Source organism: Rubripirellula tenax, from assembly GCF_007860125.1.
Classification (GTDB): Bacteria; Planctomycetota; Planctomycetia; order Pirellulales; family Pirellulaceae; genus Rubripirellula; species Rubripirellula tenax.
In genome coordinates, this window is sequence record NZ_SJPW01000002.1 from 943,194 (window position 1) to 959,319 (window position 16,126).

Genomic DNA, 16,126 nt, shown 5'->3' on the forward strand with positions numbered 1-16,126 from the left:
GACGACAGTTGGCTAGCCGAGGTCGGCTAGCCGTTTGACTAGCTCGTCCGGATCGATGGGCTTCGTCATGTGACTGTCGAAGCCGGCTTCTTCGGCTTTGATCATGTCCCCGGTTTGGCCATAACCGCTCAGGGCGATCAGGTACACGTCGGCGTCGGGGCACGCGGCGCGGAATTGCTGGGCGACTTCGTAACCGGTTAACTCTGGCAAACCGATGTCGACCAAGGCAATCGATGGCAAGATTTGAATCAAAGCGGTCAGCCCGGCACGACCGTCCGGGCAAGCGGTGACCTGGTAGCCTTCCAGTTCCAAGAAATCCTGCAGCATCTCGCGAGCGTCCTCGTTGTCTTCGATCAATACGATTGGGATCGGACCGCTATGGGGCACGCGATCCAAACGCGGGGCTTCGGTAACCTGCTGCTCCTCGACCTCCTCTTCCGTTAGCGGTAACCGAATCGTGAAAGTGGATCCTTGGCCCAGACCTGGGCTGCAGGCGGTGATCGTGCCTTCGTGACGTTCGATCAGAGATCGGACCACGGTCAATCCCAGTCCCATGCCGCCTTGGCTTCGAGCCAATTCGCTATCGGATTGGACGAACATATCAAATACGTTCTCGACCAAGCCGGATTCGATCCCACGGCCATTGTCGATCACCTTCACAATACACTGGCCGTTATAGCGGCGAAGCGACAGAGTAATCTCGCCACCGTCATCGGTGTACTTGCACGAATTGGCAAGCAAATTTTCAACCACCTGCAGCAATCGCGATTCATCTCCCATCACCGTCACCGGTACTTTGGGAACCTTCACTTTCAAACGGTGACCGGCTTCTTCAACGCGAGACTGCATCGCGTCGCGGGCGTCCGCCAACACGTCTCGCATGTCCAACGGTTTCATTTCATAAACGACCTTGCCTTGGGTCACGCGTGAAACGTCAAGCAAGTCTTCCAACAAACACGTCATCTGCTCAGTTTGGCGGTCGATCGTCTTCATCGCCTGTTCGCGTTGTTCGATGGACGCGTCGGGGTGATGAACCAATTTGGTCGCATGACGAACCGCAGCCAACGGATTTCGCAACTCGTGAGACAACGTTGCCAGAAACCGGTCACGTTGTTCCACGGCTTCGGTCAAACCCTGCTCGAAAACCTTTCGCTTAGAAATATCTTGCACCACTGCGATTGCGAACTGAGGTTCCCCCGTGGGGTCTCGCTGCAACGACACGGTCAAGGAAATCCATACCAGATCGCCGTCCTTTCGCACGTATCGCTTTTCAAGTGAGTAGCGGTCGATCTTCCCTGAATTCAAAGCGTCATACTTTTGTTCGTCCAGTTCCAAGTCGTCTGCATAGGTAACGTCCGTGAATGTCTTCGTGAGCAATTCTTCCCGGTCGTAACCCAGGATCGCGCAGAGTCGGTCGTTGACGCGCAGCCACTGGCCGTCCGCCGCGACGTGCGCAATCCCGACGGCGGCGTTGTCAAACGTTGCCCGAAAACGAGCTTCTGCATGCTTCGACTGGGTGATGTCCAGCAGAGTCAAAACGACGCCCATGCGAATGGATTCCCCACGATAAGGCAGCACTCGCATCAGGAAGTGGCCTCCATCGGGCATTCGAATTTCTTCCTCGTAACGCTTGTCGTTCTGCAAAACGTCCGTCAGTTTGTCCATTAGGTCGTCGGACGGGATGTTGTGCGAAAATCCCGTAATGCTACGTCCGACATCGGAAGTGATCAGGTTGAACGCCTTGCCCATCCGAGAAGTGAATTTTCGAATGCATAGTTCTTCATCTAAGAACAGCGTGTGAACATCGGTGCTGTTAAGCAGGTTGTCCATGTCCTGGGTCAACTCCGTCAGCTCCACGATCTTGTTTTGGTACTCCGCGTTGACCGTGTACAGTTCTTCGTTGACGCTGTGCAGCTCTTCATTGGTCGATTGCAACTCTTCGTTGGACGCCACCATTTCTTCGTTGGTCGCTTGCAGTTCCTCGTTGCTGGACTCTAGCTCTTCAATCGTCGCTTGCAGATTCTCGCCACTGTGGCGAAGTTCGGTTTCCAGCAAACGAATTCGATTGCGAGACAAATCGTCGACGATCATCGCGCCGGCGGCGACCGCGACTTCCGTCGGGTCCTGCGTCGTTGGTTGCACCGAGTCGTTGATCGGTTGCCGTGCAACAAAGGAATAGTATCCACCGCCAGTGCGATGCAGAATTCGCCGGACCGTAACCCGAAAAAGAGAGTCTGCGGCTGCGGGCTTGGTGGCTTCGCCTGTGCCGGGAATTTTCACAAAAACGCGGTCGAATGTGACCTTCTCACCTGTCCTAGAAGCCTGGTGAATCGCGCCGATGATCATCGTTCGCAAATCCGTCGGCAACATATCCAGCACGTTGTTGGTGGCCCGTCCCGTCGGCAACTTGACGATCTGGTTCAGATCACCGAACGAGTGCACCAGTTCGTTGCGATCATTCATCAGAAACGCGGTCGGCACGAAATCGTTTAGCATCACGTCATACGCGTTCATCAGTTCACGATCGCTGACTGCGACCGGCGTGGAATGCGTTCGGATTGAAAACTGATTCGCCGACGCGTCGATCTGGGCACGGTTCTGCATCGGCCCGCGACCAGCGGGAAGACGCAGGTCCGCAGTCAGTCGGATGTCACGTCGTTTGCGACTAACCCGCCATGCTTTGTCGACAACATCGAACTCTTCGATCAAATCTCCGGTCGTTTCACTGGGACCCAGAAACAGCGTTCCACCGGTTTTCAGAGCAAAGTGAAACAGTGAAAGCACTTTCTTCTGGGCCAGGGGCTGCAGATAGATCAGCATGTTGCGACACGTGATCAGATCCAATCGCGTAAACGGAGCGTCTTTGATTAAATTGTGTGGCGCAAAGACGACCATGTTGCGAATCTCGGGCACGATTCGCCAACCGTCGTTGGTCCTTGAAAAGTACCGATTCTTTCGCTCCAACGAAACATCGATGAACGCAGCGTCGGGATAGACACCGGCGCTGGCGAAATCGAGCGACGTTTTATGAACATCGGTGGCGAAGACGCGAACGTTGATCGGCCGATTCATCGCCGTCAATCGCTCGTGAATGATGATCGCCAGAGAATACGCTTCTTCGCCGGTCGCGCAAGCCGCCGACCAAACGCGGATCTCTTGCTGCTCAGGGATTTTCAGGATGATCTCCGGAATCACCTTCTCTTCAATGACTTTAAATGCTTCGATGTCGCGAAAGAACTGTGTCACGCCGATCAACAGATCCTTGTACAACAGGTTTAGCTCTTCGGAGTCTTCGAGCACATTGGCGACGTAATCGTCCAGACTATTGGCATGGTTGAGTAGCAATCGCCGTTCGATTCGGCGAACGACCGTCGTCGGTTTGTAGTACGTAAAGTCGATGCCGTAATGGTCACGAATCTCTCGCAAGACTCGCTTGATCCCGTCTTCGGGAACCTCGGGAACGATGACTTTGGCCCCACCGTGTTGCAACGGATGCTTGACCAGCCGCAGCAACGAATCGGCGATTTCGATGGGGTTGCCGATGATATCGACGACGCCGGTATCTTGCGAATTGATTGGCATACTATCGAAAGCCGACGAAACAACGTCTTGAGTGATGACCAGCCCGCCGGCATTGTGGACGTCGCGAACACCGCGTGAACCGTCGCTTCCGCTTCCGGACAAAACGATCGCGATCGCGTTGGATTCGCAATCGTGCGCCAACGATCGAAAGAAGTGATCGATCGGTAACGTCAGCATTTCACCCCGATCTTTGTCCGTGATCAGCAGGCACCCTTCCGAAATAATCATCTCTTTGCCGGCCGGGATCAAATAGACCGCGTTGCGTCGGACTTCCATGCCATTGGTGACGCGGAACACGGCCATCTCGGTATGCCGACGAATGATTTCATCCATCAAGCTTTTGTGGTCCGGTGACAAGTGCTGGACCACAACAAACGCCATACCAGTATCGCCGGGCAGTCGATCAAACAATTGTTCGAGTGCCTCCAGACCACCCGCGGATGCGCCGATGCCAACGACGTAAGTGGGGCTTTTGTCGTCCGCACCCGCGGGCTGTTGGCGAGCCGCAGATTCAAGTTGGTTGGTCAGGTCGTCCATGAAATCGTTTTCGAGTTACGGATGTCGCGCAGGGTGTTAGCGAAATTTGGGATGGTAAGAAAACTACACGGGCTTCACAGGTGTGATCCGGACACCGAGTGCGTCGATGGCGTTGGCGTCGTCACAGATCGGCGTGAACGTAACCGTGATCTTTTCGTCGTCGCCTTCGGGCGCGAACGCCTTGGATGTCACGGACTTGCGTTGGGCAATCGCTACGGCACTCGCCTTTTGAAGCAATTTGGCAAGCGGCTCGCTGAACAAGTCTGCATCGGTCTTTCCCACTATTTTTTCACAGGTCGTCGCGAAAACATCTGCGAAAGCTTGATTGGCAAAGGTGTAGGCCCCCTCCGTTTTGCGGATCGCGATTCCAATGTGCAAAGGTTCGATCGCCGCCCGAAATTGCTCCACACTGCGATTGAGCTGACGTCGGTTCTTTTTGATGTTCGTGATCTCGAATAGCTCCAACACCACGCCGTCGATCCGACCGCGCGACCGATAGGGCTGGATCTGCATCTGATACCACTCGCCATTGTCAGTCTTGATCTCCTTCTCGAACGGTTTCTGCGTCTTCAAGACCGACGAAATATCGTCGGCAAGTTGGGGGCGATTCAACCGGTGCGTGAACGAGCCGAAGGAACGACCAAGGTCTTGCGGCAGCAAGCTGAACACGCTCGCGATCGAGGGTGTGAACTTACGTACGTTCATATCGGAATCCAGGAACAGCAACCCGGCGTCCATGTGCTCGAACAAGTGGTTCATGTCATCGGTCAGTTCCGTCAACTCGCCAATCTTCTTTTGGTATTCGCCGTTGACCGTGTACAGCTCTTCGTTGACGCTGTGCAGTTCCTCGTTGGTCGATTGCAACTCTTCATTGGATGCAACCATCTCTTCGTTCGTTGCCTGCAATTCCTCGTTGCTGGTCTCAAGTTCCTCGATCGCTGACTGCAAGTTCTCTCGCATCAGCGTCAGCTCCGACTCCAACGTTGTCAGCCGATCGCTTGAAACGTCGCCGACCTGCAATTCCGTGCTACCATCGCTGATGATCGGATCCATCGGTGTAAATGTGATCATGAAATATGTCGCGTCATTTTCTTTGGAAACAATGGGCTGGATCCCCATCCGCAGAATCGGCGAGTTTTCGTCCTCATCCATCTTCAGTCCGTTGAAGTGAACCGTTTCGAGTTCGCGCGCGGCGCGATGCAACCCACCCGACGCGGCGGCACGCAGACGCGGCGGGAACCACTCGAGTGCGTCGGCGGTCGGTCGCCCGGGCTTGAGTTGCACGTAGGTCATCGCATTCCCAAACAAGTGGACCAAACGGCGCTGATCATCCAACAACACACCGGCGGGCATGTGAGTTTCGAGCAGTTGGTCGTACGCGTTTGCCAGCGACCTATCCACCATCGACGACGCCGTTTGGTTTGCCGCGACCTGACGACTGCTGCTGAGGCTGAGCCCACGATCATTCGGAATCGCGAGACTTAATTCGCGAGTCAATCGAACGTCGCGTCGCTTGCGATAGATCTTCCAGTGCCGGTCTACGGTTGCGAACTCGGCAGCAATTTCTCCCAAAGTTTCACTGGGTCCGAGCCACAACACCCCATTCTTCTTCAATGCAAAGTGGAACAGCGTGATTACGCGAGCTTGCACTTCGTTTTGAAAGTAAATCAGCATGTTGCGACACGACACAAAGTCCAGTTTCGTAAACGGTGCGTCGACGATCACGTTGTGCGGTGCAAAGACGATCATCTGCCGAATTTCAGGCGACAACTGGTACCCGTGGGCAGTCCGCGTAAAGAAGCGGCGACGGCGTTCCAGAGTCATCTCGGACAAGTTGTTTTCGATGTAGATTCCTGCACTGGCAATGTCGAGCGAAGCTTTGTGGACGTCAGTGGCAAAAATTTTGACGTCCAATTGCAGGTTCAGCTCTTCGAGCAACTCGTAAACCAAGATCGCCAGCGAGTACGCTTCTTCCCCTGTCGCGCAACCGGCCACCCAGGCTCGAAACTGGCAACCCGGTTCAAGGTCTTTCAGCAGGTCGGGCAGCACTTCCAATTGCAAACGATCGTAGGCGGCCGGATCGCGAAAGAACTGGGTAACACCAATCAACAGATCTTTGTAGAGCGAGTTGAGTTCATCGCGATCGTCGTCTAGCAGTTCCACATAGTCATCGAAGTCGACGGATTGGCTCAGCAGCACGCGTCGTTCGATTCGTCGCATCACGGTGGCGGATTTGTAGAAAGCAAAGTCGATTCCACATTCGTCTCGCAACAATCGCAGCAGCCGATTCATCGAGTCCTCGTCAACGACAATCGGCTTATCGATCAACTGGGTTTTGTCGGCGGTGGGGAAGCCGGAGTATCGAATCAGGGTTTCGGCGATGCCTTCGGGCCCGAGCACCATATCGACGACGCCCGTGTTCTCGGCGCTGCGGGGCATGCCATCGAACTTCGACGTTTCAACACTCTGCGAAATCACGAGTCCGCCCGCTTCGTGGACGCTGCGAATTCCGCGAGAACCGTCGCTGCCGGTGCCTGACAAAACGACCGCGACGCTCTGGGCTTGCCAGCTCCTTGCTAAAGAATGGAAAAAAATGTCGATCGGCAGCGACAGTCCATCACTGGGGTTTTTGCAGACCAGGTGCAGCTGGTCGCCATCGATGGTGATTTCCATCTTCGGAGGGATCAAATAGATATGGTTCGCCTGAACCTGCATGCCCTCGTCGACGCGATGAATGGGCATGTCGGTCCACCGTGCTAACAGCTCGTCCATCAGACTCTTGAAGTCGGGGGACAAGTGCTGAACGATGACGAAGGCCATTCCGGTATCCCAAGTAAGATTTCGGAACAACCGTTCGATCGCTTCCAAACCACCCGCCGACGCGCCCACGCCGACCACATGAGTGGGAATATCCGAGTGGGTGGTCCGGTCGGATTCGAGCGATTCTTTTGGAGCGGTCATGGTTCTCTTGGGGTTGAATCGCGTGAATGCGGATGCACTCAACCTTGGAATGCAGTGAAACGCATTTTTCATACCAAGCAAAACACTGGGAATATTTTGGCGGAATACTCGTATCAGCCTGCCAAAAAATTATCCGACCGTCCAAGGATGCGGAAATATTTTTTCCAGTCCGTGTCACTCCGCTAGTAATTTCAACCCAGCTGACGGACCCGATTCCGAAGCGTTGGACGGCTGATTCCAAGCCGCTTACTTGCTTCGCTGATGTTGCCTCCGCACTCGGTCAATACGTGATCGAACAGCACTCGATCCACGCGTTCATGGATCTCATCCAAGATGATTTCCGAGTCGTCGTTCAACAGTTGCTGAATTTCTTGGATCAGTGCAGTCTCCCAGGGCGCGCGCTCGGAACTTTCTGGCGTCTGAGAGGATGGATTACGTTCTTTCTTGGCTGAAGAGGATTGCGAAACGTCGTTGGGAGGTTGCATGGAAGCATGCCAAAAGAACCCGTCAGAAGGCCGACCGGTCAAAGGTGGTTCACCAAGGTCGGCAAACCAGTCACCAACGAATGCGAATCTCATGCCGATCGCTACGAATTTAGCTATCCCAACGAAGTCCAAACACAGCGGACGTCGCCAAAACTTTCGGCGAGTACAACTAACGAAATGCCGAGAGTCTATGTGACGACCGATTCAACTTTCACTTCGTATTCAATGGTCGATTCGGACGCGGCACCGATGTAACAACCTTCTGTAGCGGCCGCCCACGGTGGTTCGGGTCCGCTGGCGACTGGAATGTGCTGGTCGGACACTGCGATTCCCCGGCTTGGATCGTAGCCGCGCCAACCACCCCCCGGCAAATAGACCTCGGCCCACGCATGCAATTCCGAAGTTCCAATGCGACCAGGCTCGTGGACGTAGCCGCTAACGAACCGCGATGCAATTCCTTGCGACCGACACATGTCCATGAATAGCACCGCCAAGTCACGACATGCACCACGCTTCGACGCAAAGGTCTCGGCAGGTGAAAGCGGCGGACCCCCGTAGCGATTTGATGAATCAAATTCGCGAGCAATCTTCTCGGTGGCCTGCAACAGGAACGACTGCGTTTGATTGCCCAGCGAGTTGGATAGTGAAGCAGCCCACTGGTCGATCGCGGGATCGGATCCGGCGCGGTGAAGGTAAGCCGCTAGAGCTTTGTCGACTTCCCTGTCATAAACCGCGGGCAGATTCGTGGCCCGTTCGTCAAGTGACAGGTAGTCGAACGGGTGCGTCCGCAGCGTTTCCACACGAGCATCGATATCAACGCAAACTTCCAAGTGCACGCCGTTAAACGAGACTTGCATCGCCGCATTGCCAAACACGTCCACGACCTCGCACAAATGCAAAGGGATTGGCGAAAGCGTACAGCGATAATCCAACAACCGCTGGGCCCCATCGCTACGAGGTCGCAAGCGAATTGTCAGCGGCTCCACGATCACCGGCCGCGTGTAGCGGTACGTGATTCGATGGTGGATTTGAAAGATCACAAGATCGCTCGGGGGATGAGTCGCAGCGGAACCTGCCAAGCAATTTGGCAAGCGGAGGTCAAATAGGGTTGGCCGAGCCTGTTGAAAAAGGGGTCTGACCCTCTCCGACGTTTCGAATTCACAATGTTTCAGCAACGTCTCCAAAGGGTCAGCCCCCTTTTTCAACAGGCTGTTATGCTACGCTTTCACTGGCTTCAACGCGAAAAAACTTTCATACACGGCACCACCCACCTCGTTCAGCTTGCCTTGGAAACCGTCGAGGTACTCGTGCAGTCCGCCCTTAAGGATTTCGTCGACATCCGCGTAATCGAGTTCCGATCGTAATTGTCCCAACTTTCGTTCGACCGGGTTGGCATACCCTGATTCGTCGCCGCCAGTAATCAAACGCAGCGAACGCTCGGCACCCTTGACGCTGAAACGCATGGAACGAGAAAAGTGCGGGTCAAGCATCAAGAATTCCACCACACGATCCGGATGAATCGCGCGGAAACGTTTGCGATACATCTCAAACGCACTGGCGGATTTCAACAGCGCCGACCAAAGCAACGCGTCATAGGGCGACCCAACGTGATCCGACGTCGGCAACAACATGAAGTACTTGACGTCTAGGATTCGTGCTGTTTTATCGGCACGTTCAAGGGTTCGGCCCAGCCGAGCGAACTGAAACGCTTCTCCGTGCGACATCGTTGAATCGGCGATGCCCGTACACAAGTGGCTGGCCTGTTTGATCGCGGCAAAAAACTCGTGCGACGAATCAATCACGTCTCGCTTGGACGCATTCTTGACCAACAGGTAAAAGTGATTGACCTGCTCCCAAAGCTCGGAAGAGATCGTGTCTCGCACCGTCCTCGCGTTCTCACGAGCCTGCCACAAGCATGAAAGGATCGAATTTGGGTTCTCTCGATCAAAGGTCAGAAATCGAACGACGTTTTGCTCGCTGAAATCTTCGTAGCGATCCGTGAACTCACTTTCGTCACCAGTGGTTAGCACCATCGGCTTCCATTGGGCCGCCGACTCATTGGGCAAGTCCAACGCTAGTGTGAAATTCACGTCAACGAATCGAGCGACGTTCTCGGCGCGCTCGACGTAGCGGGCCAACCAATAGATGGCGTCTGCGGTTCGACTAAGCATCGGTTACATCCTGGGTTTGCGTTTGCGAGTTGGTTGGTTGCGTTTGGCTCGAGCCAGCCTCTTTGGACGTGACCACCCAGGTATCTTTGCTGCCGCCGCCTTGTGAAGAGTTGACGACAAGCGATCCTTTCCGAAGCGCGACCCGGGTCAGCCCACCCGGCATGACGAAGATGTCTTCACCGTAAAGAATGTAGGGACGCAAATCGACATGCCGTCCTTCAAAGTCGTCGTCAACGATCGTTGGCGCTCGCGACAGGCTCAAGGTTGGCTGAGCGATAAAGTTGCGAGGACTCGCAAGGATCTGGGCCGCAAAATCCTTTTGTTCTTTCTTGGTCGAGTGTGGCCCGATCAGCATTCCGTAACCGCCAGAAAGATTGACCGCTTTGACGACCAGCTTGTCCAAATTTGCCAGCACGTACTTCAGTTGTTTGGGCTCACCACAAAGGAACGTCTCAACATTGGGCAAGATCATATCCTGTTTCAAGTAGTACTTGATGATCTGCGGAACGTAGGCGTAAACCGCTTTGTCATCCGCGATCCCCGTGCCCGGAGCGTTAGCCAGCGCGACGTGGCCGCGCCGGTACACGTCCATCAGTCCCGGCACGCCCAAACAGGAATCCTTGCGAAAGACTTTCGGGTCAATGAAGTCGTCGTCGATCCGGCGATAGATCACGTCCACTCTTTGAAATCCTTGAGTGGTCCGCATCATCACAAAGTTATCTTGGACAACAAGATCGCTGCCCTCGACCAGTTCGACACCCATTTGTTGGGCCAGGTAGGCGTGCTCGAAGTACGCCGAGTTGTACATGCCGGGCGTCAACACAACGACGGTCGGCTCGGCTACTCCCACCGGCGCCAAATGCTGCAGTGCCGCCAGCAAGCGGTTGGGATAGTCGTAAACCGGTTGGACGTTCATCGATTCAAACACATTCGGGAACGTCCGCTTGAGCACTTCGCGGTTCTGCAGCACATACGACACACCCGATGGGCAACGCAGATTGTCTTCTAAAACAAAGAGTTTTCCCGCGTCATCACGAACCAGATCGGTTCCCGTGACGTGAATCCAAATGTCACGCTGCGGCGTTAGCCCCACGCACTGCGGCCTGAACGAATCGGCGGAATTCAGAAGCTCGCCCGGTACGATGCCGTCCTTGACGATGTTTTGATCGTGATAGACATCGTTGATGAACAAGTTCAGCGCTTCGATGCGCTGTTTCAGCCCGCGTTCAATCTGTGTCCAATCAGCGGGCTGAATGACTCGGGGGACAATGTCGAAAGGAAAAATCTTTTCGGTACCTTCGTCGCTACCATATACAGTGAACGTGACGCCCATCTGCAAGAAAGCCGCCTCGGCAGCTTGTTGTCGCCTGTGCAAATCTCCCTTGGGAAGCGATTCAATCTTGGCGACCAATGGTTTGGCCGCTTCGTGCGGAACGCCGGCCTTCTCGAACAGTTCATCGTAGAATCCGTCGGTCTGGTAGTCTTTGAACTTCATTGGTCACTTCGCATGGGTGAATAGAAGATGCGTTCGTAAGCGTAGCGGAAGTCGACAAGACTATCGGCCGCCATTTTTTGAACCGAAAAGATTGGCGACCTCCGTCAACAATCAAAACGCACGCCGCGTAACATAGCGACGGAACACGACGAGCGTTCCTCTCTTGCAAAGGAATCTCTTTCGGCTGGCACCCGTCGCCACATCGGATTGGAAAGACTTTTTCCAGTCCCGGTAAGTTGTTTGCCGCTGAAAGTCTTAGCGACTCCCATTTGGCAACGTTCACGCAGGCTGCGAGAGCGAAGCAAACCAACATTCGAATGCTTCGCGGACCTGCTGGTATCCATCGAGCTGATGATATTTCGCTTCCAATGACTCGGCCTGTCGCAGCAAGGCGCTCGTGACCACCCATCGGCTCTGTTCCGCGGCTGCAAAAGCCCTGTCAGCAAGTTCGGCAGCTTGCCCCGCATCTTTTTCGACTTCGCTTAGCCACGTGACCGCCGCTTCCCAGCACGTCGCTTCATCGCCGCGGGTCGCGTTGGCCGCCAGCCTGGCTTGGCCACTACGAATGCCCTCCAGATTCAGTTTTCTTGGTCCAAAACAGGTCATCCATTCACATCCCCGCCAGTGGCGTTGGGCCGACTGAACCAGATGCTTCATCGCTTCGAAATCAAATCCACTGCTTTCGACCATAGAACCCCACCCGAAGGCAACCGCCCGCCTGATGCCAAACGCCCGGCGGCACTAGAATGTAAAACAAACCGAGCATCGCAATCCGCGTGCCATCAATACTCACATGCGACGGAAATCGTCAAGACCGTCGGCCACCACCATTGCCATCGAGCCAAAATTCGGGACGACTTCCGCCACCGCCAGGAACCCCATTGACCAGCATCGTCGAAGATAAGAACGACCAGCAACGAATCGAGCGGCGGCGCCAGCGGCTTGAATCGCTCGGGACGCTCGCCAGCGGTATCGTTCACGACCTGAACAACCTGCTGACCCCTATATTGATGAGCAGCCGGATGCTGCAACGCAAAGACACTAACATTGATCGCGACGCGTTGCTGGCAACCATCACCACCAGTGCTTCACGTGGAGCCGACCTGATCTCGCAATTGTTGACCTTCGCTCGCGGCGGCGAAGGTCAGCATGTGCCATTGCAGGTTGATCAGATCATTCCCGATGTGGTCGCTATTCTGCGACACACTCTTCCCGAATTTGTCGAACTAGAAACCGACGTCGAAGCCGATTTGCCCGCGATCATGGGTGACGCAACAGAGATCAGCCAAGTCGTGATGAACCTGGCCATTAACGCTCGCGACGCGATGAGCGACAATGAAGTCAGCGGCGCCCCACAACCAACGAACGGAATACTTGGCATCGCCTGCCGGTCGATGGTCTTGGAAACGGCCCGATCGTTTACGTATGTCACTCTATCGGCGGGACGGTACCTGTCGATCGCCGTTTCGGACACCGGCGGTGGCATCGGGCCGGAAGTTCGCGAGCGAATGTTCGACCCTTTCTTCACCACCAAACCGCGCGGTCAAGGCACCGGACTCGGACTGAGCACTAGCCTGGGCATCGTCCGCTCACACGGCGGCGCCGTCGATGTGCAATCCGAACCCAGACAAGGAACAACGATCACAGTCATCTTTCCCGTCGCCCAGGCACCAGCGCAACCGTAACGGAAGCGGCCACGACTTTCGACTGATGACGCACTAAACGTAAACTTTTGTGAAGCGCCCAGTAGTCTCGCCCGGCTGACACATCGAGTTGGCAACAACATCCATCACGTCGAAGATCGACGCGACTTCCGCTACCCAACCATCATGCAACTCAACGCTCCCGCTCCATCGCTTCTTGTCGTCGATGATGATCCGCTGATCTTGCAAGTGATGAAGCTCTGCCTTCCCGAACCCGACTACCGCGTTTACACGGCCGAAAACGCGGCCGATGGACAATCGCTGTTCGCCAAGCATGCACCCGACGCTGTTTTGTTGGACATCCAAATGGCTAGGCAATCGGGGCTCGCCGCGCTGCAAGAATTTCGCGAACTCGACCCACGAGTTCCCGTAATTCTGATGACCGGACACGGCACTGCCGAGATCGCAATCAGTGCGATGAGTGGCGGTGCATTCGAGTACATTACTAAACCCTTCGAGCCCGATGACATCCTGCCCCTGATCGACTCGGCCATCGAAACCAGTCGCATGGCCCGACTGCCTGCCGTGCTGCTAAGCGATAACCGCGTCACCAACAACACCGATGCCGCCGGCGATCGAGTTCTGGGCCAATGCCCGGCCGTGGTTGAAGTGTTTCGTTCGATCGGCCGGGTTGCCTCGCAAGACGTCGCCGTACTGGTGCTTGGCGAAACCGGAACCGGCAAAGAGGTTGTCGCCCGCGCGATCTATCAACACAGCAAGAGGCACGACCAAGTCTTTCACGCAATCAACTGCGCCGCGATCCCCGAAAACCTACTCGAAAGCGAACTGTTTGGCCACGAGAAAGGGTCTTTCACGGGCGCGGACCAGCGGCGGATCGGCAAGTTTGAAACCTGCAATGGCGGCACGTTATTCTTGGACGAGATTGGCGACATGACGCCGCTGATGCAATCCAAGATGCTGCGAGTCCTACAGGAAAAAGAATTTGAGCGAGTCGGCAGCAGCAGATCGATCAAGACGGATGTGAGAATCATCGCCGCCACGAACCGCGACCTTGATGCGGCGATGGCCGATGGCAGTTTCCGCAGCGACTTGTTTTATAGACTCAACGAGTACACGATCCGATTGCCTGCGCTGCGCGATCGCGGCGATGACGTTCCGATGATGACGGATTACTTCTTTCGCACCTTCGCAAACCAACTCGGTAAAGACTTCCGTTCGATCGCCCCCGAAACGATGCGGCGTCTGACGTCGCACACGTGGCCCGGCAACGTGCGTGAACTGCAAGGCGTCGTCAAGCAGACGCTGCTCAAAGCCAGCGGTCCCTTGATCGTCCCCGCATTCTTGCCGATCGGCTTGGGCGAATCCAAGTCCGGCGTTGATCTCGATGGACAGGGCCGACAAAGCTGGACCGATGACCTATCTCTTGAACTGGCCCGTCTACTCGAAAGCGGATCCCATTGCATTAGCGACGAAATGCACAATCAGGTCGACCGAGTCCTGCTGCAAGGCGTGCTCAAAGCGACGGGAAACAACATCAGCGAAGCCGCTGCCCGCTTAGGCATCAGCCGCCCGACCCTACGAAACCGCATCCGATATCTCGGGTTGCAGTCATAACGAATTCCGTCCACGCACTCTAGCAGCCTGCTGAAAAATGGGCCTGACCCTTTGGAGACGTTGCTGCAACATTGTGAATTCGAAACGTCGGAGAAGGTCAGCCCCCTTTTTCAACACGTCGGCACGCTAGCCGATCAACTCGCGGACCACGCGTGCTTCTTCGACGCCCGTCAACCGCTGATCGAGTCCCTGAAAACGGTACGTCAATCGTTCGTGGTCATAGCCCAACAGGTTCAAGACGGTGGCATGAAAATCGCGAATGTGCAGCGGGTCGCGGACGATGTTGTACGAGAACTCATCCGTCTCGCCGTAAATCTGGCCCGCGTTCGTTCCGCCGCCCGCCATCCACATCGTGAAGCAGCGTGGGTGGTGATCGCGGCCGTAATTTTCGGTCGTCAATTTTCCTTGCGTGTAGATGGTTCGACCAAATTCTCCACCCCAAATCACCAACGTGTCGTCCAACATACCGCGTTGCCTCAGGTCTTCCAGCAAGGCATAACACGGTTGGTCAACATCCTTGCACTGGCTTGGCATTCGTCCACCAACATTGGCGTGGTGGTCCCAGTTGTTGTGATAGATCTGGACAAACCGCACACCCCGCTCTGACAAGCGACGCGCCATCAATGCAGCGTTGGCGAACGAGCCCGGTTTCTTCGCTTCTTCACCGTACAAGTCGAACGTTGCTTGCGATTCTGATTCGATATCCGTCAATTCCGGCACACTAGCCTGCATACGAAACGCCATTTCGTATTGTTGGATCCGCGTATGAGTTTCGCTGTCGCCGACCGCCTCTAAATTCATTCGATTCAAAGCGTTGATGCCTTCAATCGACCGCCGACGCAGCCCATCGGGAACGCCGGGCGGATTATTGATGTAAAGAATCGGGTCGCCGCTGCTGCGGAAAGAAACACCCGAATGCTCGCCCGGCAAATAGCCTGCGTTCCAAAGCCGAGCCGAAATCGATTGCTCCTGTTCCCGATTGCTGGGGATCGCCACCAGAACGACAAACGACGGCAAATTTGCGTTGATCGAACCCAATCCATAGGACGCCCACGATCCGAGACACGGACGACCGGTCACCTGGTTGCCCGTCTGCATCGCCGTGATGGCCGGCTCGTGGTTGATCGCTTCGGTATGCAAACTGCGCATCCAACAAATTTCGTCCGACTTTTTCGACAACCACGGCAACAGTTCCGAGTTCATCCACATGCCGTTGCTGCCGTACTGCTTGAACGAGTACTTTGACGGCGCGATTGGAAACCGCGATTGACCACTGGTCATGGTCGTCAATCGTTGCCCTTGGCGGATCGACTCGGGCAAGTCTTTGTCGAAGTAGTCCTTCATCCCCGGCTTGTAATCGAACAAGTCCATTTGCGACGGACCACCGACCATGTGCAAATAGATGACCCGCTTCGCCTTCGGCGCAAAATGAGTCGGCACGGCACCCATCGCAGGTGAAACCGTGGGCTGGCTGTCGGCAAACGCACGTGGGCCACCCATCAGCGACGCCAGCGCGGCGGTCCCAAGCAGGTGCTTTCCGCCGGCCAAAAACTGGCGACGCGTCCGAAGCAGATCAGCCTGTTTTGAGATGGCAATCTGGGATGGGGTCATGAAATT

The 16,126-nt window shown here is 55.3% G+C and carries 10 protein-coding genes; 2 read left to right on the plus strand and 8 right to left on the minus strand.

Annotated elements, in window-relative coordinates:
- Nucleotides 1-12 precede the first annotated feature (12 nt).
- The 7 genes from Poly51_RS09305 to Poly51_RS09335 all read right to left on the minus strand — a co-directional run bounded on the left by Poly51_RS09305 (nucleotide 13) and on the right by Poly51_RS09335 (nucleotide 11,837).
- Nucleotides 13-4,119 (minus strand): CheR family methyltransferase, encoded by a 4,107-nt coding sequence (locus Poly51_RS09305; RefSeq protein WP_146456565.1) that lies wholly within the window; start codon nucleotides 4,117-4,119, stop codon nucleotides 13-15.
- 63 nt (nucleotides 4,120-4,182) lie between these two features.
- Nucleotides 4,183-7,080 carry a chemotaxis protein CheB gene (locus tag Poly51_RS09310; RefSeq protein ID WP_186775433.1) on the minus strand — a complete coding sequence of 966 codons (2,898 nt, stop codon included), beginning with the start codon at nucleotides 7,078-7,080 and terminating at the stop codon, nucleotides 4,183-4,185.
- Between the two features lie 191 nt (nucleotides 7,081-7,271).
- A complete protein-coding gene (locus tag Poly51_RS09315) occupies nucleotides 7,272-7,565 on the minus strand; it encodes a helix-turn-helix domain-containing protein (protein WP_186775434.1) in 294 nt (97 codons plus the stop codon).
- A gap of 188 nt (nucleotides 7,566-7,753) precedes the next feature.
- Nucleotides 7,754-8,605 (minus strand): transglutaminase family protein, encoded by an 852-nt coding sequence (locus tag Poly51_RS09320; RefSeq protein ID WP_146456571.1) that lies wholly within the window; start codon nucleotides 8,603-8,605, stop codon nucleotides 7,754-7,756.
- A 177-nt stretch (nucleotides 8,606-8,782) separates the two neighbouring features.
- Entirely contained in the window at nucleotides 8,783-9,736 is a 954-nt protein-coding gene (locus Poly51_RS09325; protein ID WP_146456573.1) for an alpha-E domain-containing protein, read from the minus strand.
- Complete coding sequence (locus Poly51_RS09330; RefSeq protein ID WP_146456575.1) at nucleotides 9,729-11,231, minus strand: circularly permuted type 2 ATP-grasp protein; 1,503 nt, start codon at nucleotides 11,229-11,231, stop codon at nucleotides 9,729-9,731. Before Poly51_RS09330 ends, Poly51_RS09325 begins: the two co-directional genes overlap by 8 nt.
- A 279-nt stretch (nucleotides 11,232-11,510) precedes the next feature.
- Nucleotides 11,511-11,837, minus strand: coding sequence for a hypothetical protein (locus tag Poly51_RS09335; protein WP_146456577.1), 327 nt, complete (start codon nucleotides 11,835-11,837; stop codon nucleotides 11,511-11,513).
- Nucleotides 11,838-12,112: 275 nt separating this feature from the next.
- On the opposite strand from Poly51_RS09335, the gene Poly51_RS09340 reads away from it, so the two are divergent.
- Together Poly51_RS09340 and Poly51_RS09345 are read left to right on the plus strand one after the other, a co-directional pair.
- The gene (locus tag Poly51_RS09340) at nucleotides 12,113-12,916 is read left to right on the plus strand and encodes a sensor histidine kinase (RefSeq protein WP_246114375.1); all 804 of its coding nucleotides are present in this window, start codon (nucleotides 12,113-12,115) and stop codon (nucleotides 12,914-12,916) included.
- Nucleotides 12,917-13,060: 144 nt separating this feature from the next.
- Nucleotides 13,061-14,509, plus strand: a complete 1,449-nt coding sequence (locus tag Poly51_RS09345; protein WP_146456581.1) for a sigma-54-dependent transcriptional regulator — start codon at nucleotides 13,061-13,063, stop codon at nucleotides 14,507-14,509.
- 126 nt (nucleotides 14,510-14,635) lie between these two features.
- Here Poly51_RS09345 and Poly51_RS09350 read toward each other — a convergent pair whose 3' ends face one another.
- On the minus strand, nucleotides 14,636-16,120 hold the full coding sequence (locus tag Poly51_RS09350) for a DUF1501 domain-containing protein (protein ID WP_146456583.1): 1,485 nt from the start codon (nucleotides 16,118-16,120) through the stop codon (nucleotides 14,636-14,638).
- Nucleotides 16,121-16,126: the final 6 nt, after the last annotated feature.